The organism is Pseudomonas ficuserectae, from assembly GCF_024584585.1.
GTDB classification, from domain to species: Bacteria; Pseudomonadota; Gammaproteobacteria; order Pseudomonadales; family Pseudomonadaceae; genus Aquipseudomonas; species Aquipseudomonas amygdali.
Genome location: NZ_CP085684.1, coordinates 3,115,879 through 3,140,914 on the forward strand (window position 1 = coordinate 3,115,879; position 25,036 = coordinate 3,140,914).

Below are 25,036 nucleotides of genomic sequence, written 5' to 3' on the forward strand. Positions count from 1 at the left end.
ATGTCAGACGAAGGCGACGTCTAAGGAAGGTCTGAAGTAGCCGGATGTTTTCCGGCTACCGAGTCCTCAGCACTTTTCAAAAAACGATGCATGTCGAAATTTGCTCAATTATCTTCGCTTTTTAGCTCTTTCGGCCGCTGCAAAGCCTTTTGCGGTAACCATTTCCTGCATTACACGCGCACCTCTCCTGCGCTCGCCAACAAATGTCGGCGGGCCATCCACAGGTTTGACAGGGCGAACAACGTCACCATCTGCGCGGTGTTCTTGGCCAAGCCCCGAAAGCGCACTTTTTCATAGCCAAACTGGCGTTTGATGACCCGAAACGGATGCTCGACCTTGGCGCGAACCTGGGCCTTGGCCTTCTCGATTTTGCGGATCGCCTTGTACAAAATACTGCGTTTTCCATGCTTTTTGTAAGTGCTGCGGCGGGCGGCAATCTGCCAAATGACCTTGCGCCCAGCGTGTTCTTCGCGCTTCTCGACCCCGGTGTAACCTGCGTCGGCGCAGACTACGTTTTCCTCGCCGTGCAGCAGTTTGGCAACCTGCGTGACGTCTGCCACATTGGCCGCTGTTACTACCACGCTGTGCACCAGGCCTGACTCGTCGTCGGCGCCGATGTGAGCCTTGGCGCCGAAATAGTACTGGTTACCTTTCTTGGTTTGATGCATCTCAGGATCGCGTTTGCCATCCTTGTTCTTGGTCGAACTGGGCGCGTGAATCAGCGTGGCATCGACGATGGTGCCTTGACGCAACGACAAGCCACGGTCGCCCAGATAACCATTAATTACGCCGAGAATCCCGGTCGCCAACTCGTGCTTTTCCAGCAGACGACGGAAGTTGAGAATGGTGGTTTCGTCTGGAATTCGCTCCAGGCTCAGGCCTGAAAACTGACGCAGGATGGTCGTCTCATACAGCGCTTCTTCCATCGCCGGATCGCTGTAGCCGAACCAGTTCTGCATCAGATGAACACGCAGCATCGCCATCAGTGGGTAGGCGGGCCGGCCACCTTCTCCTTTTGGATAATAGGGCTCAATCAGGGCAATCAAACCTTTCCAGGGCACCACCTGATCCATCTCGATCAGGAACAATTCCTTACGGGTCTGCTTGCGCTTGCCGGCATACTCGGCGTCGGCGAAGGTCATCTGTTTCATCATCGAAAAGCTCGGCGACTGGTGTCCGGAGATTTTGCCAAATTAGGAAGTCTTTTTCAGAGTTTCCCTAAGCAGCCTTCGTCTGCAGCTAATGGATCAACCCGCTTTTTGTAATGCAATTTCAGGGGTGATGTACTCGGCCACGTTATAGGGAAGGTCTGAAGTAGCCGGATGTTTTCCGGCTACCGAGTCCTCAGCACTTTTCAAAAAACGATGCATGTCGAAATTTGCTCAATTATCTTCGCTTTTTAGCTCTTTCGGCCGCTGCAAAGCCTTTTGCGGTAACCATTTCCTGCATTACACGCGCACCTCTCCTGCGCTCGCCAACAAATGTCGGCGGGCCATCCACAGGTTTGACAGGGCGAACAACGTCACCATCTGCGCGGTGTTCTTGGCCAAGCCCCGAAAGCGCACTTTTTCATAGCCAAACTGGCGTTTGATGACCCGAAACGGATGCTCGACCTTGGCGCGAACCTGGGCCTTGGCCTTCTCGATTTTGCGGATCGCCTTGTACAAAATACTGCGTTTTCCGTGCTTTTTGTAAGTGCTGCGGCGGGCGGCAATCTGCCAAATGACCTTGCGCCCAGCGTGTTCTTCGCGCTTCTCGACCCCGGTGTAACCTGCGTCGGCGCAGACTACGTTTTCCTCGCCGTGCAGCAGTTTGGCAACCTGCGTGACGTCTGCCACATTGGCCGCTGTTACTACCACGCTGTGCACCAGGCCTGACTCGTCGTCGGCGCCGATGTGAGCCTTGGCGCCGAAATAGTACTGGTTACCTTTCTTGGTTTGATGCATCTCAGGATCGCGTTTGCCATCCTTGTTCTTGGTCGAACTGGGCGCGTGAATCAGCGTGGCATCGACGATGGTGCCTTGACGCAACGACAAGCCACGGTCGCCCAGATAACCATTAATTACGCCGAGAATCCCGGTCGCCAACTCGTGCTTTTCCAGCAGACGACGGAAGTTGAGAATGGTGGTTTCGTCTGGAATTCGCTCCAGGCTCAGGCCTGAAAACTGACGCAGGATGGTCGTCTCATACAGCGCTTCTTCCATCGCCGGATCGCTGTAGCCGAACCAGTTCTGCATCAGATGAACACGCAGCATCGCCATCAGTGGGTAGGCGGGCCGGCCACCTTCTCCTTTTGGATAATAGGGCTCAATCAGGGCAATCAAACCTTTCCAGGGCACCACCTGATCCATCTCGATCAGGAACAATTCCTTACGGGTCTGCTTGCGCTTGCCGGCATACTCGGCGTCGGCGAAGGTCATCTGTTTCATCATCGAAAAGCTCGGCGACTGGTGTCCGGAGATTTTGCCAAATTAGGAAGTCTTTTTCAGAGTTTCCATAGAGGTGGTATTCCCAGGTACCGGTTTCCTTTAACCGGGAGTATCGCAACAGAAACTCTTTGTCGATAAACAGCAACTCGAACTGACTGCGGTCACTCCATTGCGCCTGATTGATGACGGTCTTGCCGTCCGTGCTCTTCATCAATCGGCTCCATTTGAACGCACTGTAAGTACGTGCGACATAACTGACCGTTTCTTCGAGAATCTCGATAGCCAGATTCTGAGCACCTTCATTGACCTGTACAACATTGATCAGATACACCGCCTTGTCATCGGTGACGGAGTGAGCATCGAACAATTCCATTTTCATAATCAGTTCCATTTATAAAAAGAAGTATAAGAACACGTAGTCAAGCCAGAAGCGGTGTTGAAGCCGCCGGTTTACCGTCTTGCCAGAGCAGCGGTGAAATCACCTCGGCCACTGCCGTTTTCTCGACCAGCCCGATAATGATCTCGTGAGTGCCGCAGGTCATTCGTTGGGCCACCGAACAGAAAAGCGTCGCTTGAGCGGTACGCAGATAAGGCACCCCCTGGTCCTGCTGCCAGTCTCCGCTTTCAAACCGCGCAGGCCCGTTGACTGCTCCGCCAAACACGCTGACCAGTTCAGCCTGCCCGGTTTGCAACAGATTGACCGAGAACTTTCCCCGCTCAAGCAAAGGCAGGTAAACACTGGCGCTGTGATTGATGCACACCAGAATGGACGGCGGGTCACTGCATACCGAACTGACGGCAGTGGCTGCCATACCGTAAGGCGTGCCTTCATGTTCGGTCGCCACAAGGGTGACGGTCGACGTCAGGCGGCGCATGGCTTTCTTGAATGCAGCGACATTCATGTCGGGAGACTCGAGTGCGCTGAGTCGAGTTTGAGGTTCAGGCACATTTGCGCGTGCTGCCAATCGGGAAGCCTGATTCATGGCCGTTCTCCCATGCTGACTTTTTCAGCGTCCGTCAGCCAAGGCTGGTCGTAACGATAGGTGCTGCGGGCATTCTCCAGTGTCGAGCCCGTGGATATGGCCTCGATAATGCTGCGCTCAGTCTGCTCGACCGCCTGAGCACGGCGTACAACCTCGGCGGCCAGTTGCTGTGGAATAACCACGCAACCACTGCCATCACAGACCAGAAGATCACCGGGCCGGACAGTAACCCCATCAATGACCACAGGCACTTGTACCGCTTTGAGTTGTGCGCGGTTCTTGGCTGACTGCATGAAACGGCCACGACTGAACAACGGATAGTTGCACCTGATAACGGTATCGATATCACGTGCCACGCCATCGATAACAGTGCCGTTGATGCCGTTGGCCAAAGCGAAGTGGGTCATGATATCGCCCCACACCGTGCAGTCATGACGCCCGGCGTTGGAAGAAACAATCACCGCGCCGCAAGGCACCTGATCGATGTAGTTGGCAGCCCCTTTGAATGTCGTTGGCGTATCGACCGCTTCGTACTGCACGGTAAACGCAACACCGACACAACGAGTGCCCGGCACTTGCGAAACAATACCCGGCAGCCCTCCATTGATCCCGAGACTGTCCAGTGCATCAGACAGCGAAGCGGTATCCAGATGTTCACATGCGTCCAGCACGGTTTGCGTAATTGCCACCGTTTCAAAGTGCACTGACATAACGTTCTCCCTGAACTGAGGCCTGTTCGGTGCGGTAGCCGACAGAGCTGGCCTGCAACTCAATGCACTGCTGGACAATCGCTTCGCCCACCTGGTCAGTGGTGTGAGAACCGCCAAGGTCGTAACTGCGAACGCCAGATTGTGAAACCAGGCTGACGGCGCGGGTAATAAATGCCGCCTGGTCCGGGTATCCCAGATGTTCCAGCATCAGTGCAATGGCCATGAACATCGCGCTGGGGTTGGCCTTGTTCAACCCTGCATGAGCAGGCGCACTGCCATGTACAGGTTCGAAGTAAGCACCTGAATTGCCAAAGTTGCCGCTGGGTGCAAAACCCAGGCCACCCATTACGCCAGCACCCAGATCGGAAAGGATGTCGCCGAACATGTTCTCGGCAACAATCACCCCGAAGCGTTCGGGCCGTTGCACCATCCACAAGGCAACCGCATCGACATTTTCGATAACACCGGTTATGTCCGGATAACGCTGTGCGATTTCTTCGAAAATACCCCGTGCAAACGCACTGCTGTGTCGCAGCACCATCGGCTTGTCGACAAACGTGACCCGGGTGAAGGTGTTCTTGCGCGCGTAATCGAATGCGTATTCAAAAATACGAGTCAAACCACTGCGCGTCTGCAGGCGCAACGTGACGGTCGCATCCTGCTGCCCTTCCCGCTGCCACGGCGCGCCAAGTGCTTCGCGCTCTTCAAGCAAGGGCACCAGCGCATCCGGGACATGCCCGAAGTCCAGCCCCGCATAAAGACCTTCGGTGTTTTCTCTGATCACGACAAAGCGAAATCTGTCTTCACCGGTCATGTCGGTAACCGGGCGTACATTGGCGTAAAGGTCCAGGTTCTGCCTGAGCTGAATGACCGGGCTGACGTAGCGGCGGTTCTGGCCCTGAAGTGCCAGGGGCAGCTCTGCTTCCGCCTCTGCCAGCGGCTTGCTGGTTATTGCTCCCAGCAACGTTGCGTCACAGCTGGCCATGACTTCCCAGGTCTGGGCAGGAACCGTTTCACCCTCGCGCTTCCAGCATTCCCAGCCGATATCCGCCGGTATCAGATCAAACGGCAGGTGCAACGCTGCAATCACCGGAAGCGCCGCTTCCATGACCTCAATGCCGATACCGTCGCCGGGCAGAATGCATATACGCTTGCGGGATATTTGGGCGGTCATAGCGCAACTCCTTTTACGCTTTGCGACAGATCACTGAAGATATTCGACAACGCCGCTCGCGGAGCAAGGCGCGCCACTTTGTCCTGTTGATGCATGACCTCGATCGCTCGGTACTCGGAGGTCAATTGAAACCGTTCAAGCGTGTCTGCCACCCGCTGACTGACATCGTAGGGGAAGTTGTAAGTGCCCAGAATGATATCCATCAGCGGGCTGGGCATATTGTTATGCGGTATCGAGCTGGCGGTTACAGCGGACAATTCGATCACCTTGACCAAGTCAAAACCGTGGCTGACGCCTATACGCTCCAGATAAGCCACCAGCATGCTAAAGTGAAGATTCCCGGCCCCTTTACCCATGCCGCAGATGGACGTGTCGATGTATTCAGCACCGGCCTCGATAGCCGCCGATGCATTCGCCAGCGCCAGCGACAGATTGTTATGGGCGTGAAACCCCAGCGGCACCAGCAACCGGCTTGCGAGACGACTGAACAGCCGGTGCACATCGGCCGGCAGCATATGACCGTTGGAATCCGCACAACAGATGATGTCCGCACCCGCACCCTCCGCACGAGCGGCCGTATCGAGCACGGTTCCCGGCGTCTGCGATGTCACATGCGTTACATTGGCGCTGACACTGAAGCCGTGATCCCGGGCCAGTGACAAGGTCGCCAGCCCTTCATCCAGTTGATCGCGGCGCAGACAGACGCGGATCATCGAAACACCCTGCTCCTTGAGCATGGCGAAGTCATCTGCCGTGATGTTTTTCGGGTGAACCATCACTGCCAGCTCAATGCGTCCATCGGCGGCCTGCGCAATGTTCTCAATAAAGCGTGCGCCTACATCACTGGTCAGCCCGTGCTCGCCCTTCGGCGCAAATGATCCCTTGCAGTAACCAATTTCACAGAGGTCGACGCCTGCATCCGCCAGGCCTGAAGTAATAGCCCGAGCCTGGTCTTCCGTGAAGTTGAAGTTGTTTCGATAACCACCGTCACGCAATGTAACGTCGAGAATCTTTATGTCGGCCATGAGAATCTCCGGCTGTCCTTAGGGAAACTCTGAAAAAGACTTCCTAATTTGGCAAAATCTCCGGACACCAGTCGCCGAGCTTTTCGATGATGAAACAGATGACCTTCGCCGACGCCGAGTATGCCGGCAAGCGCAAGCAGACCCGTAAGGAATTGTTCCTGATCGAGATGGATCAGGTGGTGCCCTGGAAAGGTTTGATTGCCCTGATTGAGCCCTATTATCCAAAAGGAGAAGGTGGCCGGCCCGCCTACCCACTGATGGCGATGCTGCGTGTTCATCTGATGCAGAACTGGTTCGGCTACAGCGATCCGGCGATGGAAGAAGCGCTGTATGAGACGACCATCCTGCGTCAGTTTTCAGGCCTGAGCCTGGAGCGAATTCCAGACGAAACCACCATTCTCAACTTCCGTCGTCTGCTGGAAAAGCACGAGTTGGCGACCGGGATTCTCGGCGTAATTAATGGTTATCTGGGCGACCGTGGCTTGTCGTTGCGTCAAGGCACCATCGTCGATGCCACGCTGATTCACGCGCCCAGTTCGACCAAGAACAAGGATGGCAAACGCGATCCTGAGATGCATCAAACCAAGAAAGGTAACCAGTACTATTTCGGCGCCAAGGCTCACATCGGCGCCGACGACGAGTCAGGCCTGGTGCACAGCGTGGTAGTAACAGCGGCCAATGTGGCAGACGTCACGCAGGTTGCCAAACTGCTGCACGGCGAGGAAAACGTAGTCTGCGCCGACGCAGGTTACACCGGGGTCGAGAAGCGCGAAGAACACGCTGGGCGCAAGGTCATTTGGCAGATTGCCGCCCGCCGCAGCACTTACAAAAAGCACGGAAAACGCAGTATTTTGTACAAGGCGATCCGCAAAATCGAGAAGGCCAAGGCCCAGGTTCGCGCCAAGGTCGAGCATCCGTTTCGGGTCATCAAACGCCAGTTTGGCTATGAAAAAGTGCGCTTTCGGGGCTTGGCCAAGAACACCGCGCAGATGGTGACGTTGTTCGCCCTGTCAAACCTGTGGATGGTCCGCCGACATTTGTTGGCGAGCGCAGGAGAGGTGCGCGTGTAATGCAGGAAATGGTTACCGCAAAAGGCTTTGCAGCGGCCGAAAGAGCTAAAAAGCGAAGATAATTGAGCAAATTTCGACATGCATCGTTTTTTGAAAAGTGCTGAGGACTCGGTAGCCGGAAAACATCCGGCTACTTCAGACCTTCCCTAGGTGTCCGCCAAAAAACCATCTACAACTACACCATAAAAACCAACTGCGCCCACCTGGAGTACTACCTCCATTACCCCGACTTCGCCTCGTCCTTCTTCAAGGGCATTGCCATAGCCGTCATCCTGATATTCGTCTTCATAGCCGCCCTCACCGGCTCACTGCTCTTCCTGATCGGCCCAGCAGCCATGGCCTGTATCGCAGCCCTCAAGCTACTAAACTGGGAAAACCCCATTCATCATGAACAAAGCCTGCCCTGGGATGAGTACAACTTTGTAACCGTCGACCGTAAACGCCTGATGATCATCACGCACCGCACTGACGTCACGCTAGGCTTTGAGGCCCGTTTCCAGCACGAGGTACTGTTCAACAAATACCTGAATTTTCTCCACACAGTGCTCCCCTCCACCGCCGAGTTCACCGAAAAAGCCTGGAAGTGGTAGCACACCCAAGCTAACGTACACGCCGGAATTCAAGCCCTACCCACCAAGGCCCCACCATGATCCAGATCCGCCCCATGACCACGGAAGACTTCGAGCGCTTCTGGCCCACCTTTCAGGCTGTCGTCATCGCTCAGGAAACCTACGCCTACGACCCTGCCGTCACTCAGGAGCAGGCCCGCAGTCTGTGGATGGAGCTGCCGCTGCACACGCTGATTGCCGAGGAAGACGGCCAGCTGTTAGGCAGTTACTACTTGAAGGCCAATGCGGCAGGTCCGGGGAATCATGTCTGCAATTGCGGCTATATGGTCACGGGTGCGGCGCGGGGTCGTGGTGTGGCGCGGTTGATGTGCGAGCACTCGCAGCAACTGGCGCGCGACAGCGGGTTCCTGGCGATGCAGTTCAATTCGGTGGTGGCCAGCAATGAAGTAGCTGTCGCGCTGTGGGCCAAGCTGGGTTTTGAGACAGTCGGGCGTTTGCCCAAGGCTTATCGTCACGCCCGATTGGGGCTGGTGGATTGTCTGGTGATGTTCAAGTGGCTGGCTGATGCGCCGATGGCCAAAGAGCCTGCGCAGCCCAAGCTGATCGGCCGCAAGAATATCGAATCTGTGGTGTCGCGTCCGCGTCGAAAATAAGCGCGACGCACACATGAAAACGGGGCCTGCTCACCATGAGCAGGCCCCGTTTTGTATTACAGCTCCGTGCTTATTTGCCAGAACCCATATCAGGCTGTTTCTGCAACAACACCCGAGTTACGCGGCGCTCTTCCACGCCGACAACCTGAAGGTTCCAGCCTTGCCAGTCCAGGCTATCGCCGGTAGAAGGCAGGCGATCCAGCAGGCTCATGACCAGTCCGGCGAGGGTCTGATAATCCTCGGTGGCCTTGGCCTGGAAGCCGGTGCGTTCGCGAATCAGACTCAGGTTCAAGGCACCCGATACCACGAAGTCCTCGCCTTGCTTGACGATGTCCGGGCCTTCCACTTCGCTGGCGTCTGGCAGCTGGCCAGCGATGGATTCCAGAATGTCGGTCATGCTCAACACGCCGATGAAATCACCGAACTCGTTGACCACAAAAGCGATGTGCGTCGACTCCTTGCGCATCTGCTCCAGGGCATTGAGGATGGTGAAGCTTTCCAGCAGGTTGATTGCCTTGCGCGACATCAGCTTCAGGTCGGGCTCGTTGCCGGACAACAATTCCTTGAACAGCTCTTTCTTGTGCACGAAGCCCAGCGGTTCATCGATGCCTCGCTCGCCAATCAACGGCAGACGCGAGTAGGACGAGTGCATCAGTTTCAGACGGATTTTCTCGGCATCGTCTTTCAAGTCGATATAGTCGATTTCGGCCCTCGGCGTCATCACCGTGCGAATCGGACGCTCAGCCAGTTGCAGTACGCCGCTGATCATCACCCGCTCACGACGGTCAAACACCGGCTCGCTGCTTTCGCCTTCCAGCATGTCGGTGATTTCCTCATCGACATCGCCAGACTCCAGCTTGCGACCGCCCAGCAGGCGCATCACCGCATGGGCAGCCCGCTCGCGACGCGGCAGGTGGCCATGAGCAGACTTCTTGCTGCGCTTGCGAGCGATCTGGTTGAACACCTCGATGAGGATCGAGAAACCGATGGCCGCGTACAGATAGCCCTTGGGAATATGGAAACCCAGGCCCTCGGCGGTCAGGCTGAAACCAATCATCATCAGGAAGCCCAGACACAGCATGATCACTGTCGGGCGGCTGTTGACGAACTTGGTCAGCGGCTTGCTGGCAATCATCATCAGGCCGATGGAGAAGATCACGGCGATCATCATCACCGACAAGTGTTCGACCATGCCGACGGCCGTGATTACGGCGTCCAGCGAGAACACCGCGTCGAGTACCACGATCTGCGCAACGATGGGCCAGAACAACGCATAACCTGCGTTACCGGCGCGCTGGGCAACATGGCCTTCCAGCCGTTCATGCAGTTCCATGGTCGCCTTGAACAACAGGAACACACCACCAAACAGCATGATCAGGTCACGACCGGAGAACGTCTTGTCGAAGATCTCGAACAACGGCTCGGTCAGCGTCACCATCCAGGAGATGCTCGCCAGCAGGCCCAGGCGCATGATCAGTGCCAGCGACAGGCCGATAACGCGCGCCTTGTCGCGTTGCTCGGGGGGCAGTTTGTCCGCCAGAATGGCAATAAAAACCAGGTTATCGATACCCAGCACCAGTTCCAGCACGATGAGGGTCAGCAGGCCAAGCCATGCCGTGGGGTCAGCGATCCATTCCATGGTAGTTATGCAGCCTCACGAGAAAAATGGCGGGAAAACTCATCGTTGGCCACAGCTGGCCACGCACTGCAATGAATTGCCATGCGCAAAGGTGCCTTGCGACCATGCACAGGCATGTCGGGGCCATTGCAACACGAGAGAGAGGGTAAACCGGCGTTCGAATCAAACGGCCTGCCTGGTGAATGGGATATCACTGGCCAGCCATCAGCGGTGAAGGGAAGGCAACTCGGAGGCTCCTGGAGGGTATTCATACGGTCCTGAAAATCAATACGGGCGTTGATCGTACAATACACACAACTGTTTCGTATTTTGTATAAGTATTACAAGACTTGACCAAAAGCACGGCGTATTCCTAAGCCTCGCTCAACCCGGAGCGACGTTTTGCTGCACCTCCAGGTACGACCAGTTGTCTGACAACGGCAGTGTCCGGGTAGATCACACAAATCATTTGTTTTAAAATGTTGCAACAACGGCAGGCCTGCGCAGTGTCCAACGCGACTTGTGTGCATGCACGATCCCCTGCCCTCTGACCAGAATCATAAAAAGAAAGCCCGTCATAGACGGGCTTTTTTTGTTTTCAGCTTTTGCACCCCGACGCCGGTGACCGGCATCGCGGACGACCCGTTTCTTTTAACCTTTGAGGTGATTTCCCATGCTGCGTATCGTTGTCGTTCATTTGTTCCAGTGGCTCAAGCGCCTATCGTCCGCGCTGTTCTTCCGCAGCGCAGAGGACAACTATTCCCGCAGCTTCACTCGGGAAAACGATGACGAAGGCCGCTGGACCTTTGTTTCAATCGTCATCGTTCTGACCCTTAGCCTTTACTGCCTGGCTGGCCTGGGTTACTACGCCAAGACCAATATCTGGGACGGTTTCACCCAGGAGCAGAAAGAGAATATCGCCCAGGCCATGGTGGTCAGTTCGCAGAATCTCTGACGAACGACACAATCGGAATACGACGGGGAAGCGAAAGCTTCCCCGTTTTCGTTTCGCCCGCTTGTCACAGGCATGCTTTTCTGCGAGAAAGCGCTGCGAAAATGCACGCTCTCGGCATTCATTGAGCGCGCTGTAAATGGAAGCCTTGTAATGAGCAAAGAATTACAGATTACCGACCTGCATCCCGGCGAAGGCAAGGAAGCGGTCAAAGGTGCGCTGATCACCACGCATTACACCGGAACCCTCGAAGACGGCACTGTCTTTGATTCCTCTCACCAGCGTGGCAAGCCGTTTCAGTGCGTGATCGGCACCGGACGCGTTATCAAGGGCTGGGAGCAAGCTCTTTGTAAGTAACACTGAGAAGTACCTACCATGAGAGTAACCCTAACCATCCCTCGGAGTTGTTGAAATCGGGGTCGTGAACCCACCATAGCGAATTCCCTCTGCACGTTCAGCACGCCTGATCACCAGTCTAGCCTCTAGAGATGGGTGCTTTCGCTCGATGCTCTCCTCATAGATATAGTTGGTGTCTTCCCAGAAAAGACAAATTTTGTCCACAAAGTCTTCTAACATTTCTCTAGGGATTTGCATCGACTGCACTGGAGGCGCTTGATCGGTCAATGTGGACCGCAGGGACTCGTTCTCAGGGCCGTGGTACGTAGGCCAAAGTTCAGGGCGAGCACCCCATAGCTTCACACTAGAGCTGCCATCGCCATGACGACATACATTGCCTACCAACATAAGCAGGTCAAGTGACTTAAATGATGCGAATGAAGGTAAAGCTATGCCCCGCAACCTCTCAAACACTGTATTGAGTTCATCACCCCAATACACAGTCTGAACAGAGTTCGCACGCCGGCGATTGGAAACAGGAAAAGGATTGATGCCCAACTCCTGTTGGCAACCTGCCAAATAGGTTCGTATCTGCTGCTCCCAAAGAGACTGAATGGAAAGACAGAATGCCATTCGTGTTTTGTAAATCAGCTCACTAAGATCGCCGAGCATAAAGTGGGATATCTGATCATCAGAATGTTCCCAGTGCTTGACCTGAGCATCAAGAGCATCTAGCGAAGGATTTACAACGAGAGCTAAAAATTCTTGGGCGATTGCACCATAGCGATAATTGTAAACATCAGCCATGCAATTCTTCCATGTAAAAATATCAGACATCAAGCTACCCTCAATTACTGATCTTTGTGCTCCAAATAGTACACTCGACCTTGAGCTGTTAAGCGATACCGTATTCCTAGAACGTTACCAGATGCAGAAATCAAGTCACCTCGTCTCAGCACGTCTAGAGCGGCGTGGGTTTGTATCTTCCCAAGCCTAACTATAGAGTCAATACTTTCCAAGTCAGCCCTTAAGTCACGCTCAGTTAGAGCTGCAATGGCTTTGAGCACATCCAAGCATGTAACATCAATTTCCACCTGTTTTTGATTTAGCTCGTTGGCAAGTGCAGCAGATTCTTTTAACTCTGCATTTTGCGTGACTAGATCAGAATTGGCGGCCTCTAGCGCTTTGACGGACTCTAAGAGCTTCTCATGAGCAATCTTTAACTTAGAATTCTCTTTTTCTAGCTTACTCCTCGCAACCTGGGTTGTTGCAAATAAATCGTTCTGCTTATTGTAATCACCTACAAGTAGATCGTACTTTTGCCCCCAATAATAAACCAAAGTACCAAACCCCAGACAGGGCATTAGAATACTCAATAAGACTTCCCATAAGGCCAAAGGAGCCTCAAGCGTCATTAAACTATATAGCCAGCTAAGGGCACCTGAAGACCAAGCAGGCAACTCTCCATGCTCTACACAGTTGACCACTACAACGTAGCTAATCAAGCCCGCAAAGAATAGACCTATCGCAGCTGCCGCGCCCCCATAAACCGTCTTTCGTAATCCTTTCAATTTAGCCCCTCCCTTATCAGTTATCGGGATCGTCGTAATCACTCACCCGGCACAACTCTTTCCAGCTCTTCCCTTGCCTGCTGAAGCTCTTCCTGCATTCTAGCGATCCCCTCTTCAAGCTCCTGCACCCGGTTAGCTAGGCTCTGTCTGTAAGCTGCCTGAAGCTCTTGAATCTGCTTAAGGATGGCATTGGGGCTGGTGGCTGGTTGTACAAATACCTTCGTTGTATTAGGTGAAGTCCCCACACGTCTGGGCGGGTTCTTGCCTGTATAGTTGCGAAGAGTCGATATATTGGTCTCCCAATCAGTGCCCTCGCTCGCTTTTACAAATGCAGTTTGGTTAGGTGGCACACCTTCTGACGCTGCCCTTTCTTCCCATTTGGCCCATTCAGCTAACACACGATCTTTCTTTTCCTGATTGACCTTGGCCATTTACACAACTCCGATATCAGGTGTTAGGGTTTAACAATCTGAAAGGATTCTAGACCAAACCGATTGTCACAATCAATGACGTTTTTGTACCATGACGCTCCTCAAAAATTATAAATGTTACAACACATGCCACCTTCGCGATTGTCAACGCACACGCATCATATATGTATATGATTCACTGTAAAATTCTAAAGCCCCAGCTTGCAAATCTACGTGAGCCGAAAATTTGGCTGACGCCTCATCACTCCTTAGGGTATCGATAGCTTGAAATCACTTTTGACATAGCATGGCTCAAAGTTTAGCTTTCTCAATTCTTCCCCAAACGCAGGAGCGATGAATGCCTCTATGGACACCCAGTTGGCTCGATATCGAGGCTTATGCCGAACGCCTATTTCGTAAGGGCGACCTCGGGGTACGCGAAAGGGGAATGAATCCTCTCAGCCCACCAAGCTCCATAAATGTACCTAGTATCGATCTGATCTATCGCCGGGTCAGATGTGTCCGTCAAGCATGTGATTTGGGCGAAAAAGAGGCCACCAATAGCATCCTCAAGCGCTTTTCTGACCTTGATATTCGAAGCATCATCGACGAAATGATCAGCACAGTGGTCGACATGGCAATGATCATTATCGGCAGCGCTTTGACCGGTGCCACAATAGGTGGAGGAGTCGGATTACTTGCAGGGGGCGTCGGCGCTTTCCCAGGGGCAACGGCAGGAGCACTGATTGGAGTGCAAGCGGGAACGTGGATTCTTGGAGTACTGGGGCTGGCCTCGATTGCTGAATTCTTTACAGAAGGTCTTAAGCCGATAGCCACTGGCTATGTTCGTGGGGTTTCTACCGCTTGGAACGGTCCTAGGGAGCGAACCGGTAATCCGTTAAGCTCCTTTTCCGACGACACCATGTCAGCACAACAAGGTGCGTGGGATATTGCACGCTCCCATGAGGCCGTAGTGATTCTCCTGCTAAGCGCCATCGTTGCTTATCTGACGCGAGGTCGTGGAAACGCAAGGGTGCTCGCTTCCGAAATGCGAGGCAGCGAGCGAGGTTCAAAGCTAGGGCAGTGGATGCTCAAACATGAAGAAGACCTGAGACAGCATCCCGATTTGAAAGCGCCAGAACATCCTAAAGGCGCACTTGGGCCGCAGGAACCGCCACCTAACAGACCATCTGGAAGAGACAAAGAACGCCCCAAGGGTAAGCCGAATACCATGCCCTTACATCACGTTGACTGCTTCAACGCGGACAAAATGCCAGAGTCCAAAATCGGCGAATTCGTTAAGCAACTAAAGGGGCAAGAGGACGGATTGAATCGGTTGACGGTCAATGAATATTTAGAGAACATCGCTAATCCGGTGAAACGTAGTCGAGCAGTTGCCAATACGGCTAGAAAAAAGTTACAAACCGACCTCCAACAAAGATTTCAAGATGAATTTTCAAAAACTATGGATGTTCTTGACGCTGAGGAGGCTGCTATTAAAAAAACGAAAGAAGCAATGTCGAGCCTTGCAGGTCTGCACAACCCTGATTTGAGTGCTGGCGGCAAGGATATCATTGATAAGTTTGGTGATCGACAGGTCAACTCTAGCATTGGGCCACAGTGGAGGCCAAGAATTAAAAACCTAAAAGCAGCTGCTGAGAAAGTCCCAAAAGAAATGCAAAAGTCCACTTTTCTCAACGTAAAGCTACACAAATGCTAATTGATGAGGCCGCTTTGATGGACAGAGTATTCGCTAGGTTCTTGGAAAAGGTTGGCGAACCAATTGATCGCCAAGAAGTTCCAGCATCAAGTATCGAGCGCTACAAGGGCAAACTGCCAGACTTACTTTTGGAGTACTGGTCAGAGCACGGGTGGTGCGGGTACGGTGATGGGATTTTCTGGATCGTGAATCCTCAAGAATATGAAGGGGTAGTCGCTTCGTGGCTTGAGGGCACGGAACTTGGAAAAGTAGACACTTACCACCTGATTGCACGCAGCGCTTTCGGCGATTTATATTTTTGGGGTGAAAAAACTGGTGCATCCCTTAATATAACCAGTATTTTGTCTAAGTACGTAGTATTCAACTCAACGCTCGGTCCAGAGCTCATGGACAAGCAGCTACAGAATTTCTTATTAACTCGAAATGCAGATGATGACAATTTTGATGATCTATTTCACCCTGCCCTGAAAAAACTTGGCACCTTGCGTTATGATGAGATGTATGGTTTTGCACCAGCATTAATGCTTGGTGGGCCGTCATCACTTGATCATTTAGAAAAACTAAAAGCTGTCGAGCACTTGATATTGCTTTCCCAGCTTGCAGAGCTTCAGCCTTATAGCTTTTGAATTTTCATGCGGACATGTCTCTAGAGCATTCAAATTTCGCCGCCAAAAATAATAGCCTCCTTTATTGGGGGCTTTGCTTTCTGACTGGAAATATAATGAAAGAGGGTATGTACAGATAGGGGCCGTGACGCTAGGAGCGTGGGAATACTGGGTTTCAAGCGAGAGTTACTAAACAAGGAGCGACTGCCAAAATGGGAATGGTTCGTAATTCCAAAATAACCGTGAGCACTCCTGAGAGACTGCCCACGCTGCTTACTTCTTGAACCCTACTCCTAGAGCCAACATCAATCGACGCACTGTCGTAGGGCTCCACAGACCTCCACGCGAGGTTTGCTTACCCTTGGCATTGAGACAATCAGCAAGAGCTTGTAGCGTGCTCACACCCTTGTAGAGACAGGCCATCACATGAGGTGCAATCTCTTCTAGGTGGGCTGTCTGCTTAATGGCTTTCACCTCATTCATGACTGATACATTACCCTTCTCTCTGGTTTTCTGTAGCCCCAGTGAGCGACGCTCGATCTTAGCTTGACTGTCTATGCAACCATCATCAGCACGTTGCTTGAGAGCGCCTAGAGCGTCCTTGATGCGAGTACGAATGAAGGCACGTTCCTGCTCTGCCAATGCAGCGAATAGATGTAGCTGGAAATTGTCAGCTTGAGGCATGGTGGCAATCTTCAGGGTTGCCCGCTTCATTAGGCTAGCCATGTGCTCAACGTCTCGGCTGATCCTGTCGATCTTGGCAGCAACAATAGGAAGGCCATGGCTCAGAGCCTTTGACATCTGTGGTCGATCCTGTGGGGCCACAGAGCCAGACACCACATCACTGTAGGTGGCTATGATGTTCCAGCCTTGCTGCTTCGCAGCAGTATGGATGTAATCGAGCTGGGCTTCCTGACCTAGGCCACTCTCGCCTTGACTCTTGGTAGAAACCCGAACGTAGGCAACAACATCCATTGTGCAAACCCTGTGTAAGTGATCGTGTGAAGGAATTGTACCTATCACAATATTATTTTACAACTCTGGTGACACCTCTCTACAGAAATGACAAATGACAATGTGTATCTGCACCGGATCACACCTTGATAATTGTGTCAACAATATTAGTTTTTGGATTGGTTATTTGTTGGGTGTTGGGTGATAAGTCTTGACAGGGAACCACCCTTTGAGGTGGTGCTGCACTTGATATGTGGGCGATGTTTGCACCTGTGATGCAAAGTCATTGGCAAATTGAAGCTCTGAGCAAGTGCATCTAGACATCAGGCGTGAATATCTCTCATTCGCACAGGTTAGATATTCCTACTTTGCACGCAAAGGGGGTTGAATCTTCTGCTAAAATTAGAATATTTAGTGTGTTATTTCAATATTTTTAAAGTTTTGGAAAGTTCTCTTGCCTGAGCAAGTGCGTTTTGTTTAGAACCCTACACCACCCTGCCCTGTCACCATTTGTCACCACCCCAGTGAACAACCACCCCAGAGTAGTACACCCTCAAAAGAAACATACTCAGAGAAATACTGTCACCCAAACATATTGGTATCCAATCATAAACTTTTAGGAATAGATCGCACCTTAATCATTGGCATCCTATATACATCTATCACTTCCCCAAGGTTTTGTGAGAGTCTCAGAGAATATTCCATAGAGGTTTGGCACTGTGCGATAGCACAAAGGGATACCACTCCTAAAAACCAACATACAAACAAATACCAATAGAGCTTGCCGCTCTTAGCTTTAACTGTGCAAAAAGCTACACCGCTAGGTAAACGTGTAATCATTTTGAAGTAGGGCCGTTACTGTACGACAGTACAGAGGGTTATCCTTTCTTTTTCTGGGCAATTGATATTCATCAATTTATATTGCCCAGTAACATACCAAGTGGAAACATTACTGAACGAACGTTCAGAGCGGTTAACCATTCGACCTACGGTCACAGAGAATATTTTGATGTGCGAAGATTTAAAATACTTGACAAGATTGATATTTTATGATTTTGATTTATTAGCTCTTCTATATATCCTGCGTTAATTCAAGCAGCGTTCCATTCATACCAATTTAAGTCGGTCAGCATGTCGGAATCAAGGGTGTAATCCCACTCATCACCATCCTGCTGATAGCGTTCCCACTGAGCCTGTAGACGCTTACCCAAGGCTGGGTTACGTGCTAGGTGACGACCAATACCACCAAGCGCTACACGCGCAGCAGCGGCAAGGTACTCCGCCGTACGTTTGCAAATTGGTCCGCCATGATTGTTGATGAACCGAGGCAGGATTTCCGACGTAGAGATAAAGTCTAGGCATATCACCTTTCTCACCTGTCTGGGCCGAACGTTCAGCTTCCCATTGCTGTCACCTACGGCGATATAAAGGCCAGCCATCACAGCGTCGTCAACGAACGACATATTGCTCATCAGCGCCATACGGATAAGGTGGGCAATGGAGTTGGTCGTAACCGTAGCTGGGCGGCCTCGCCTAGGCTTGGGCGATACGTCGAGATCATCTTGGTTGGCAGCGAGAGTGCCGGGGGTGAGATGTAAAACGAAGGGAATAGCTTTTTGCATCGAGGGTGTCTCCTATGGTCAGTTCAATATGTGGTTCACTTCCTTTGGCGTTACAGCCGGATTCTGTTGGTCGCCATTATTGGCGAGGGCGGATCGTACTCGCATATTGCCATCGTGTCAATGGAAATATATTGGCGCTGGTTGAAGAATGCTGCTAAGAGTGGTGATTGGTTACAAACCCCAAAGGCAGTACACTTGACAGCTTAAATGGAAGCAGGATCAAGAACGCCATGGGCACTCCTATTGAGATGCATTTCACCAACGCACGTGAGTTGCTGGATTTCGTTTCGCCCCTAAATCCAATCTGGGATGTGGGCACTCATATATTCAGAGGACAGTCCAGCCAACATAAGCTAACACCGTTTATATGCCGCCGAGGCAAAGGGTCGTTCGCTGATGGCTCTCCAAGAAAAGCTTTTGCTTTCTCTTATTCAGATCAGGTTAAGTACGAGATAACAGTAATCAAGCAGTTCCTGTTGAGCTGTGATCGATCTGGGCTGATTGTCCCCGGTTACACAGAGGAGACTAAATCAAGAATTACCTCCGATCCGGGCACATTTCTAAGTGCTCATGACCCTTGGCCCCAAAGACAGGTCTACGAAATTTTGGCGGCCGCTCAACATTACGGCGTGCCTACCCGCCTCCTAGACTGGACTGAACGGAGTTTTGTTTCTTGCTACTTTGCAGCGTCAGGAGCTAATTTTGAAGTGAGCAGCCATGACGACAGAATTGCGATATGGGCGCTGGACACCAGCAACTCCAAACACTGGAAGTCAGTAAGCATAATAAGGACGCCGGGTGGGTCAAGCAAGAACCAAGCTGCTCAATCTGGCGTGTTCACTACCCATAAGGTTTCACATGTCACTTACGCCGACTTCTACCAGCCAGAAGCACTAGAAGAAGTCGATGAAATTTACGGACCAAGTGGCGAAGCCTCGGTTTTAATGAAAATGACTCTCCCAGTACGAGAAGCACCCAGCCTACTGAGGATGTGCTCAAAACTTGGCGTTGACGCCTCAACCTTATTCCCCGGTTATCAAGGCGTTGCTCAAAGCGTGAGGGACTGGGCTAAAATGGAAATTGGAATCAAACCCACGAATGAATTTTATAACGACTACCATGGAAACCAGTATGACGATAGAGACATTGACATTGATATGCCCTAGCCCTGGTGGTATCAGAACCGTTTTGACGCTACTCTAAGACACTCGAAAGAAAGCCTCAAAACAATTCTAATAAATTTAAGTTTCTGACAATCTAGACACACCATTACCAACAGTACTGGAGTGTCTAAGCGAGACAGCGATGAACCGTGCGAAGTCCTGAAACACTCTGTAGGGTGCTCTGAAACTTTAGAGCCACCATTGCCCTATAAAGCACCCTACTGTAGTGGTCTAATGGTTCCGGACACTCATTTAGGCGAGAATATCGCCAGATAGAGGTGTCTGATGACCAAACAACGCCGTACCTTTTCCGTTGAATTCAAACGCGAGGCCGCAGGCCTCGTGCTCGATCAAGGCTATAGCCATATCGAAGCCTCCCGCTCGCTTGGGGTGGTCGAATCTGCGCTGCGTCGCTGGGTCAACCAGCTTCAACAAGAGCGCAACGGTGTCACTCCACAGAGCAAAGCCCTCACGCCCGAGCAGCAAAAAATCCAGGAGCTCGAAGCCCGGATCGCCCGTCTTGAGCGGGAGAAATCCATTTTAAAAAAGGCCACCGCGCTCTTGATGTCGGAAGAGCACGAGCGCATGCGCTGATTGATCAGCTCAGTGTCCATGAGCCAATCGAATTGCTGTGCGAAGTGTTCGAGGTACCTCGCTCGTGCTACTACAACCATTGCCTGCGGCGTCGGTCTCCAGACGCCGAGCGGGTTCGTTTACTTAGCCGAGTCAATGAGCTGTTCGGGCAAAGTCGAGGCGCTGCCGGCAGCCGCAGTATCGTGTCGATGATGCAGGCGGATGGCGAGCAAATCGGTCGGTTCAAGGTGCGTAGCTTGATGCGGGAGCTGGGATTAATCAGCAAGCAACCAGGCTCGCATGCTTATAAAAAAGCAACAGTGGAGCGGCCTGACATTCCGAACATTTTGAATCGGGAGTTCGATGTACCCGCGCCCAATCAGGTCTGGTGTGGCGACATCACCTACATCTGGGCGCAAGGAAAATGGCATTACCTGGCGGTGGTTATGGATCTTTACGCGCGTCGGGTGGTGGGCTGGGCGTTTTCGAACAAACCGGATACGGACTTGGTGATCAAGGCGCTGGACATGGCTTATGAGCAACGCGGCAAGCCTCAGGGCCTGCTGTTTCATTCCGACCAGGGCGTCCAATACGGGAGCCGACAGTTTCGCCAGCGGCTTTGGCGATACCGCATACGCCAGAGCATGAGCCGCCGGGGTAATTGCTACGACAACTCGCCGATGGAGCGTGTGTTCCGCAGCTTGAAAACTGAGTGGATACCGACCGTGGGCTACATGACGGTCCAAGAGGCTCAGCGGGATATCAGTCATTACCTGATGCATCGTTACAACTGGATTCGGCCACACCAGTTCAATGATGGAATGGCGCCCGCTCAGTACGAGAAAAACCTTAACGTCGTGTCCGGGATCAGTTGACCACTACAGATTGTTGGTTAAACGCGAAAACGGCGAACCTGCGTATTTAATCCGGCAGCGAGCTGAGACAGTTCCTGACTGGCAATCCGGGTTTGCTCGGAGCCTGTGGCCGTCTGTACTGAAAGATCGCGGATTCTTACAATGTTCCTATCTACCTCGCGTGCGACCTGTGCCTGTTCTTCAGCCGCGCTGGCAATCACTATGTTCAAATCATCGATACCGGAGACTGACTGCGCGATTGTTGTTAAGGCCGAGTTTGCGGACTGAGCCTGAGTTCGAGTAAGACGGGCCTGCTCTGCGCTGGACTCAAGCGCATCGACAGTGCGTGCGGTACCGTCTTGAATGCTACCAATCAACGACTCGATCTCTCGGGTTGACTCGCTCGTACGGTGTGCCAATGCGCGTACCTCATCAGCGACTACGGCAAATCCCCGCCCTGCCTCACCCGCGCGGGCTGCTTCGATCGCGGCGTTGAGTGCAAGCAGATTGGTCTGATCCGCCACCGATCGTATGACGTCCAGTACCTGGCTTATGTTGAGGGTTTTATCGGCCAAGTACTGCGCTTGCTCTCGGGCGTCCAAAACGTTCTCAGTTAGGGTTTCGATGGCCCCTAATGTTGCGCCCAACTGAGTCTGCCCTTCTCGGGCTGTTTCGGCAGCTTTTCTGGACTCTGTGGAGGTCAACGTCGCATTGCTAGCGACTTCCTCTACCGCTTGGCTCATTTCAGTAACAGCGGTCGCGGCCATCTCGATCTCGGTGTTCTGTTGCTGCAGTCCTAGTGCACTCTCATGCATGACTGCGGACATTTCCTCTGCCGATGCTGCCAGCTGAGTTGACGAATGCCCCATGTGCGTAAGCGTCTCACGCAGATTGTTTTGCATTACCTGCATCGCCTGGAGGAGCTGAGCCGCTTCGTCGGTACCGCGTACATCGAGTACTTGTGTGAGGTCCCCATCGGCTATGGTTCTGGCGACCTGAACCGCCTGAGTGATTGGCTGTGCCAGGCTTGCGGTAAGCCGCCATGCCAAGAGCAGGGTAAGAGCCACCGCCAGCGTTATCGCAATGCCGGTTACCAGTTTTGACTGCGAGTAAGTCGAATCGGACGCTATTGCAGCGTTTTTGATTGCAGTCTCATTTATCTTTCGCAGTGCTTCCGTGCCCTCGTTCATTTTTCCCACCGACAGGCGCCATTTCGTCACTAATGACAAGACGAGCCTGATCGATCTGCCCCATGGACATCAGGTTTGTAAGCTTGCCAAGCAAGCTGAGATAGGCCGCGTAATGCTGTTGCAAGGCTTCCAGTTGCCTACGTTCTTCATCACTGCTCACAAGTGGCTCATAGCGTTTGAAGCTGCTGTTCACCAGACCGGATATCCCGTCTATCTTGCTCAGGATGGCGGCGCGACTGGCAGCGTCAGGCATTGCGACCATACGCAGTACCTCTATGCGCGTGCGGGCCAGTTGCAAGGCTAAGTTGTCGGCCTCGACAATACTCGGAATGCTGTTGTTCTCAAGCGCTAGTCCCTGCGCACGAATGTGTGACAATTGATTCAATCCGAACAGGCCAACGCTAAGCGTGAGCACGATCAGAACGCCAAAGCAGGCGAGGCTGCGGTAGGCAATTTTCAAGCTTCGAAGATTCATAGCAGGGAACTACATGAGGGATTTTTCGGTTATCGGCTGCTCCAAAATCCTCAATAGGTTCTATATATGAAGCTTTTATGACAGAAAGTAACAGCATGTGTGTAGTGTCGATGAACAGCCGATAGAGACGAGGGGCGCTACGTATGGCAACGGCTGGCGGTGCTGACCAAGTGGCGCCGGCTGCATGACTGGGACAGTCCCACCGAGGTGCCGCCGGTGAAAACCTTGCTGCGTGAAGCCCGCAAATCACAGTTGCGGCAAGGCGTGGCGGTACGTAAGAAAACCGCGGTGGCGCTCGAACCCCTGCTGCGATGCTCGCGACCTGCGAGGATGGTGCGCGGGATCCGCGACCGCGCCCTCCTCCTCTTGCCTGGAACAGTGGCGGTCAACGACGTTCTGAAGTGATGGGCCTGCAGATCGGTGACGTGCGCCGACTGAATGCCGACACCTGGTTCTACGCCTTGGGAGTGTGCAGCGGCCGATTTGGCAGCGCAGCCGTCAGTGTCGAGCCGTCGCGAACGTCGTTGGCGTATCGACTTAAATCGCAATTGGCGCACTCCCGGAGCCTAAAGATTTGCTAGGATCGGCCGATGATTCAAAAATGATACGTTTTGCTACATTTCCGTACCAATGGCGTACTGCGGACATCCCATGAGGCATATACGTTGAACATCACCACTCAGCTCTCCGATTTTAGCTACACGCCAACGGTCGTCCCTGCGCCCAGGCCTGACAGTGCCAACGTCACAGATGAATCGCTTGAGTCGTCTTCTGCAGCTACAACTGCAATTCCTGCCGAAGGGGTAAAGGTCTCATTGTCTGAGGCGAGTATTCAGAAATCTGCCGACGACAAGAAGCCACAGGCAAAGTCGAATGCCGATATCGAATCAAGCGGCTTACCAGACCAGACGCAAAAAACCCTCAAGATGATCCGCGAGTTGAAGCGACAAATTGAGGAGAAACAGCAGGAGTTACAGGCGCTTATGGCGGATCAGAATATGGATCCCGAAATCAAAAAATCCAAAGTCGGCGCATTGGTAACGGAGATCGCGACCCTCAGCGCTGGCCTCGCGACCGCCAACAACGCCCTGGTAAAACAGGCACGCGAGAATAAGATATCACCCGACGAGTTGCAGCAGGCTCAACAACTCGCGGCGAAGTGATGTCGCGAAGTCCTCATAAAAAATAACTTACTTTCTCTGCGCGTTAACCAGCGTGTTACCTACTGCATAGACCTTACAAGGCAACCCCTTTTTTGCGAGTGCCATCTTCTCGCAGCGAGTTAGCGCTTTTTTGCCTGCTTGATCCTGACTGCGATGCCCCCCGCTCCAGGCCCAGACACCTGCTCCATTGGTCGCGAAAGCTTTTTCATACACCTGGCTGTTCAGATATTTTTGAAAAGACGCTTTCCCTGATGTGGCCAAGCCCTCGGGCGGGTCCAGATCCGGGACAGGTGCAGAAATGATCTCATCACTCGGCAGCCTGTTCTTATCCAGAAAATCAGCCACCCTGCCCCACCATATTTCTTCAGGCGCCCATTCAAAGAACGTGTGACCATCCTCACCAAATGCGGGAGCCTGGAAAAACTCTCCACATCCTCCATGATCGATGTAGCTTGCAAAAAACTCTTCGCCGAGTGGCAGTGGAAATACTTTATCGTTGGTGGCGTACATCCATAAGGTAGGCAGTCGTGAGAGGCTTCCGTAAGTTTTAATAGCCGCTAGAAGTTGCTCCTTGCCACAAACCTTGCCAGCCCCCTTGGCCCCGCGCCCACCGTCGAAATTTATTATCGCCCGTACGCCCGGTGGATTGGACGCGCCCGCTGCCAGCACCGAGAATCCTCCGGACGATACACCAATCAATACGGCCTCATCCGGTAATGACCAGGGCGCCCCCTGAATGGCTTGCAATGCTGCAATGAGATCATCAGCTGCAATTCTGCCAGCCCTGGCATGATGGGGACTGAGGCATGTTCCATCACGCTTTTCGCTGACACCTGACGATTGTCCATATCCCTGACGCATTACCACTACCGCTGCATAACCATGACGGGCAAATACGGTAGCCGCAATGAGAAAAGATTGGGGCTTTTGGTGCGATCGCTCGAATCACCGTTAGTGCCATGAGTGATCAGAGCAACTGGCCAGCGCCCCGGCTTCTCTGGCCGCGTGACAAAAGCATCGAGAAGCGCACTTGAACCATCGGGCAAGCGGACGCTGAGCAGCAAAGGCTCTCTGATCAAACCATCAATGTGCGCATTGGCTATTAACGATAACGCTTCCCCTTGTGGCACTTCATTCATCAGGAGGAAAGTTCCGACGCCAGCCGCCAATACCAGTAACAGCAAAGCGATCGATGCATTTTTTAACGCCATGCCAGA

The 25,036-nt window shown here is 52.7% G+C and carries 24 protein-coding genes and 5 pseudogenes; 11 read left to right on the plus strand and 18 right to left on the minus strand.

The window, feature by feature from the left end; genetic code table 11:
• Positions 1 to 170: 170 nt before the first annotated feature.
• From LJU29_RS13690 to LJU29_RS13720, 7 genes and pseudogenes are all read right to left on the minus strand, one after another.
• Positions 171 to 1,151, minus strand: coding sequence for an IS5-like element ISPsy2 family transposase (locus tag LJU29_RS13690; RefSeq protein ID WP_054078085.1), 981 nt, complete (start codon positions 1,149 to 1,151; stop codon positions 171 to 173).
• Positions 1,152 to 1,448: 297 nt separating this feature from the next.
• A complete protein-coding gene (locus LJU29_RS13695; RefSeq protein WP_054078085.1) occupies positions 1,449 to 2,429 on the minus strand; it encodes an IS5-like element ISPsy2 family transposase in 981 nt (326 codons plus the stop codon).
• Positions 2,430 to 2,484: 55 nt separating this feature from the next.
• Positions 2,485 to 2,808 (minus strand): annotated as a pseudogene (locus LJU29_RS13700) (antibiotic biosynthesis monooxygenase); the annotation flags it as partial.
• 40 nt (positions 2,809 to 2,848) lie between these two features.
• Entirely contained in the window at positions 2,849 to 3,331 is a 483-nt protein-coding gene (locus LJU29_RS13705; RefSeq protein WP_016981910.1) for a flavin reductase family protein, read from the minus strand.
• A gap of 77 nt (positions 3,332 to 3,408) precedes the next feature.
• Entirely contained in the window at positions 3,409 to 4,122 is a 714-nt protein-coding gene (locus LJU29_RS13710) for an RraA family protein (RefSeq protein ID WP_257110738.1), read from the minus strand.
• The gene (locus LJU29_RS13715; RefSeq protein WP_257110740.1) at positions 4,106 to 5,296 is read right to left on the minus strand and encodes an isocitrate/isopropylmalate dehydrogenase family protein; all 1,191 of its coding nucleotides are present in this window, start codon (positions 5,294 to 5,296) and stop codon (positions 4,106 to 4,108) included. Before LJU29_RS13715 ends, LJU29_RS13710 begins: the two co-directional genes overlap by 17 nt.
• Positions 5,293 to 6,321 carry a hydroxymethylglutaryl-CoA lyase-like TIM-barrel protein gene (locus LJU29_RS13720; RefSeq protein ID WP_257110741.1) on the minus strand — a complete coding sequence of 343 codons (1,029 nt, stop codon included), beginning with the start codon at positions 6,319 to 6,321 and terminating at the stop codon, positions 5,293 to 5,295. The genes LJU29_RS13715 and LJU29_RS13720 overlap by 4 nt, the downstream gene beginning before the upstream one ends.
• A gap of 89 nt (positions 6,322 to 6,410) precedes the next feature.
• On the opposite strand from LJU29_RS13720, the gene LJU29_RS13725 reads away from it, so the two are divergent.
• From LJU29_RS13725 to LJU29_RS13735, 3 genes and pseudogenes are all read left to right on the plus strand, one after another.
• Positions 6,411 to 7,391 (plus strand): IS5-like element ISPsy2 family transposase, encoded by a 981-nt coding sequence (locus LJU29_RS13725; RefSeq protein ID WP_257112697.1) that lies wholly within the window; start codon positions 6,411 to 6,413, stop codon positions 7,389 to 7,391.
• A 152-nt stretch (positions 7,392 to 7,543) separates the two neighbouring features.
• Positions 7,544 to 7,981, plus strand: a pseudogene (locus tag LJU29_RS13730) (permease); the annotation flags it as partial.
• Between the two features lie 56 nt (positions 7,982 to 8,037).
• Entirely contained in the window at positions 8,038 to 8,613 is a 576-nt protein-coding gene (locus tag LJU29_RS13735) for a GNAT family N-acetyltransferase (RefSeq protein ID WP_057453333.1), read from the plus strand.
• Between the two features lie 70 nt (positions 8,614 to 8,683).
• Here LJU29_RS13735 and LJU29_RS13740 read toward each other — a convergent pair whose 3' ends face one another.
• Positions 8,684 to 10,252, minus strand: coding sequence for a TerC family protein (locus LJU29_RS13740; RefSeq protein WP_054098030.1), 1,569 nt, complete (start codon positions 10,250 to 10,252; stop codon positions 8,684 to 8,686).
• Between the two features lie 652 nt (positions 10,253 to 10,904).
• Between LJU29_RS13740 and LJU29_RS13745 the strand changes: the two genes are divergently transcribed.
• Together LJU29_RS13745 and LJU29_RS13750 are read left to right on the plus strand one after the other, a co-directional pair.
• Positions 10,905 to 11,186 carry a hypothetical protein gene (locus LJU29_RS13745; RefSeq protein ID WP_002553776.1) on the plus strand — a complete coding sequence of 94 codons (282 nt, stop codon included), beginning with the start codon at positions 10,905 to 10,907 and terminating at the stop codon, positions 11,184 to 11,186.
• Between the two features lie 150 nt (positions 11,187 to 11,336).
• A pseudogene (locus LJU29_RS13750) lies at positions 11,337 to 11,531 on the plus strand (FKBP-type peptidyl-prolyl cis-trans isomerase); the annotation flags it as partial.
• 39 nt (positions 11,532 to 11,570) lie between these two features.
• Here the strand turns inward: LJU29_RS13750 and LJU29_RS13755 are convergent.
• The 3 genes from LJU29_RS13755 to LJU29_RS13765 are packed head-to-tail and all read right to left on the minus strand — an operon-like array spanning position 11,571 to position 13,521.
• Positions 11,571 to 12,326, minus strand: coding sequence for a hypothetical protein (locus LJU29_RS13755; RefSeq protein WP_257110743.1), 756 nt, complete (start codon positions 12,324 to 12,326; stop codon positions 11,571 to 11,573).
• 44 nt (positions 12,327 to 12,370) lie between these two features.
• A complete protein-coding gene (locus LJU29_RS13760; protein ID WP_257110745.1) occupies positions 12,371 to 13,090 on the minus strand; it encodes a hypothetical protein in 720 nt (239 codons plus the stop codon).
• A gap of 38 nt (positions 13,091 to 13,128) precedes the next feature.
• Entirely contained in the window at positions 13,129 to 13,521 is a 393-nt protein-coding gene (locus tag LJU29_RS13765) for a hypothetical protein (RefSeq protein ID WP_257110746.1), read from the minus strand.
• A 337-nt stretch (positions 13,522 to 13,858) separates the two neighbouring features.
• On the opposite strand from LJU29_RS13765, the gene LJU29_RS13770 reads away from it, so the two are divergent.
• Together LJU29_RS13770 and LJU29_RS13775 are read left to right on the plus strand one after the other, a co-directional pair.
• On the plus strand, positions 13,859 to 15,220 hold the full coding sequence (locus LJU29_RS13770) for a DUF6861 domain-containing protein (protein WP_257110748.1): 1,362 nt from the start codon (positions 13,859 to 13,861) through the stop codon (positions 15,218 to 15,220).
• 17 nt (positions 15,221 to 15,237) lie between these two features.
• On the plus strand, positions 15,238 to 15,846 hold the full coding sequence (locus LJU29_RS13775; RefSeq protein ID WP_257110749.1) for a GAD-like domain-containing protein: 609 nt from the start codon (positions 15,238 to 15,240) through the stop codon (positions 15,844 to 15,846).
• Positions 15,847 to 16,098: 252 nt separating this feature from the next.
• On the opposite strand, the gene LJU29_RS13780 is transcribed toward LJU29_RS13775, so the two are convergent.
• The gene (locus LJU29_RS13780; protein ID WP_257110750.1) at positions 16,099 to 16,800 is read right to left on the minus strand and encodes a recombinase family protein; all 702 of its coding nucleotides are present in this window, start codon (positions 16,798 to 16,800) and stop codon (positions 16,099 to 16,101) included.
• A 1,070-nt stretch (positions 16,801 to 17,870) separates the two neighbouring features.
• Positions 17,871 to 18,401, minus strand: a complete 531-nt coding sequence (locus LJU29_RS13785) for a hypothetical protein (protein ID WP_257110751.1) — start codon at positions 18,399 to 18,401, stop codon at positions 17,871 to 17,873.
• 230 nt (positions 18,402 to 18,631) lie between these two features.
• Between LJU29_RS13785 and LJU29_RS13790 the strand changes: the two genes are divergently transcribed.
• Together LJU29_RS13790 and LJU29_RS13795 are read left to right on the plus strand one after the other, a co-directional pair.
• On the plus strand, positions 18,632 to 19,567 hold the full coding sequence (locus LJU29_RS13790) for an FRG domain-containing protein (RefSeq protein WP_257110753.1): 936 nt from the start codon (positions 18,632 to 18,634) through the stop codon (positions 19,565 to 19,567).
• 282 nt (positions 19,568 to 19,849) lie between these two features.
• Positions 19,850 to 21,012 (plus strand): IS3 family transposase gene (locus LJU29_RS13795; RefSeq protein WP_122320854.1). Its coding sequence is split into 2 segments (ribosomal slippage): positions 19,850 to 20,105 and positions 20,105 to 21,012, totalling 1,164 coding nucleotides; the frame shifts between segments, so codons are not numbered across the junction.
• Positions 21,013 to 21,029: 17 nt separating this feature from the next.
• Here the strand turns inward: LJU29_RS13795 and LJU29_RS29890 are convergent.
• From LJU29_RS29890 to LJU29_RS29900, 3 genes and pseudogenes are all read right to left on the minus strand, one after another.
• Positions 21,030 to 21,902, minus strand: coding sequence for a methyl-accepting chemotaxis protein (locus LJU29_RS29890; protein WP_442628801.1), 873 nt, complete (start codon positions 21,900 to 21,902; stop codon positions 21,030 to 21,032).
• Between the two features lie 30 nt (positions 21,903 to 21,932).
• Positions 21,933 to 22,181: pseudogene (locus LJU29_RS29895) on the minus strand (HAMP domain-containing protein); the annotation flags it as partial.
• Positions 22,144 to 22,641: an MCP four helix bundle domain-containing protein gene (locus tag LJU29_RS29900; RefSeq protein ID WP_306459359.1), complete on the minus strand. Its 498-nt coding sequence runs from the start codon at positions 22,639 to 22,641 to the stop codon at positions 22,144 to 22,146. The pseudogene LJU29_RS29895 and the gene LJU29_RS29900, both read right to left, overlap by 38 nt.
• Before the next feature lie 156 nt (positions 22,642 to 22,797).
• On the opposite strand from LJU29_RS29900, the pseudogene LJU29_RS13805 reads away from it, so the two are divergent.
• A pseudogene (locus tag LJU29_RS13805) lies at positions 22,798 to 23,126 on the plus strand (integrase); the annotation flags it as partial.
• A 195-nt stretch (positions 23,127 to 23,321) separates the two neighbouring features.
• Positions 23,322 to 23,819, plus strand: coding sequence for a hypothetical protein (locus LJU29_RS13810; RefSeq protein ID WP_257110755.1), 498 nt, complete (start codon positions 23,322 to 23,324; stop codon positions 23,817 to 23,819).
• 27 nt (positions 23,820 to 23,846) lie between these two features.
• Here the strand turns inward: LJU29_RS13810 and LJU29_RS13815 are convergent, their stop codons facing one another.
• Together LJU29_RS13815 and LJU29_RS13820 are read right to left on the minus strand one after the other, a co-directional pair.
• Entirely contained in the window at positions 23,847 to 24,680 is an 834-nt protein-coding gene (locus LJU29_RS13815; protein ID WP_257110756.1) for an alpha/beta hydrolase family protein, read from the minus strand.
• 5 nt (positions 24,681 to 24,685) lie between these two features.
• Positions 24,686 to 25,030 (minus strand): hypothetical protein, encoded by a 345-nt coding sequence (locus tag LJU29_RS13820; RefSeq protein WP_257110757.1) that lies wholly within the window; start codon positions 25,028 to 25,030, stop codon positions 24,686 to 24,688.
• Positions 25,031 to 25,036 lie beyond the last annotated feature (6 nt).

What these genes read in the sequence shown, in the direction of transcription:
- LJU29_RS13690 (WP_054078085.1), bottom strand. Translation starts at nt 1,151, where the DNA reads ATGAAACAGATGACCTTCGCCGACGCCGAGTATGCCGGCAAGCGCAAG.
- LJU29_RS13695 (WP_054078085.1), bottom strand. Translation starts at nt 2,429, where the DNA reads ATGAAACAGATGACCTTCGCCGACGCCGAGTATGCCGGCAAGCGCAAG.
- LJU29_RS13705 (WP_016981910.1), bottom strand. Translation starts at nt 3,331, where the DNA reads ATGAATGTCGCTGCATTCAAGAAAGCCATGCGCCGCCTGACGTCGACC.
- LJU29_RS13710 (WP_257110738.1), bottom strand. Translation starts at nt 4,122, where the DNA reads ATGTCAGTGCACTTTGAAACGGTGGCAATTACGCAAACCGTGCTGGAC.
- LJU29_RS13715 (WP_257110740.1), bottom strand. Translation starts at nt 5,296, where the DNA reads ATGACCGCCCAAATATCCCGCAAGCGTATATGCATTCTGCCCGGCGAC.
- LJU29_RS13720 (WP_257110741.1), bottom strand. Translation starts at nt 6,321, where the DNA reads ATGGCCGACATAAAGATTCTCGACGTTACATTGCGTGACGGTGGTTAT.
- LJU29_RS13725 (WP_257112697.1), top strand. Translation starts at nt 6,411, where the DNA reads ATGAAACAGATGACCTTCGCCGACGCCGAGTATGCCGGCAAGCGCAAG.
- LJU29_RS13735 (WP_057453333.1), top strand. Translation starts at nt 8,038, where the DNA reads ATGATCCAGATCCGCCCCATGACCACGGAAGACTTCGAGCGCTTCTGG.
- LJU29_RS13740 (WP_054098030.1), bottom strand. Translation starts at nt 10,252, where the DNA reads ATGGAATGGATCGCTGACCCCACGGCATGGCTTGGCCTGCTGACCCTC.
- LJU29_RS13745 (WP_002553776.1), top strand. Translation starts at nt 10,905, where the DNA reads ATGCTGCGTATCGTTGTCGTTCATTTGTTCCAGTGGCTCAAGCGCCTA.
- LJU29_RS13755 (WP_257110743.1), bottom strand. Translation starts at nt 12,326, where the DNA reads ATGGCTGATGTTTACAATTATCGCTATGGTGCAATCGCCCAAGAATTT.
- LJU29_RS13765 (WP_257110746.1), bottom strand. Translation starts at nt 13,521, where the DNA reads ATGGCCAAGGTCAATCAGGAAAAGAAAGATCGTGTGTTAGCTGAATGG.
- LJU29_RS13770 (WP_257110748.1), top strand. Translation starts at nt 13,859, where the DNA reads ATGCCTCTATGGACACCCAGTTGGCTCGATATCGAGGCTTATGCCGAA.
- LJU29_RS13775 (WP_257110749.1), top strand. Translation starts at nt 15,238, where the DNA reads ATGGACAGAGTATTCGCTAGGTTCTTGGAAAAGGTTGGCGAACCAATT.
- LJU29_RS13780 (WP_257110750.1), bottom strand. Translation starts at nt 16,800, where the DNA reads ATGGATGTTGTTGCCTACGTTCGGGTTTCTACCAAGAGTCAAGGCGAG.
- LJU29_RS13785 (WP_257110751.1), bottom strand. Translation starts at nt 18,401, where the DNA reads ATGCAAAAAGCTATTCCCTTCGTTTTACATCTCACCCCCGGCACTCTC.
- LJU29_RS13790 (WP_257110753.1), top strand. Translation starts at nt 18,632, where the DNA reads ATGGGCACTCCTATTGAGATGCATTTCACCAACGCACGTGAGTTGCTG.
- LJU29_RS29890 (WP_442628801.1), bottom strand. Translation starts at nt 21,902, where the DNA reads ATGCAGGTAATGCAAAACAATCTGCGTGAGACGCTTACGCACATGGGG.
- LJU29_RS13815 (WP_257110756.1), bottom strand. Translation starts at nt 24,680, where the DNA reads ATGCGTCAGGGATATGGACAATCGTCAGGTGTCAGCGAAAAGCGTGAT.
- LJU29_RS13820 (WP_257110757.1), bottom strand. Translation starts at nt 25,030, where the DNA reads ATGGCGTTAAAAAATGCATCGATCGCTTTGCTGTTACTGGTATTGGCG.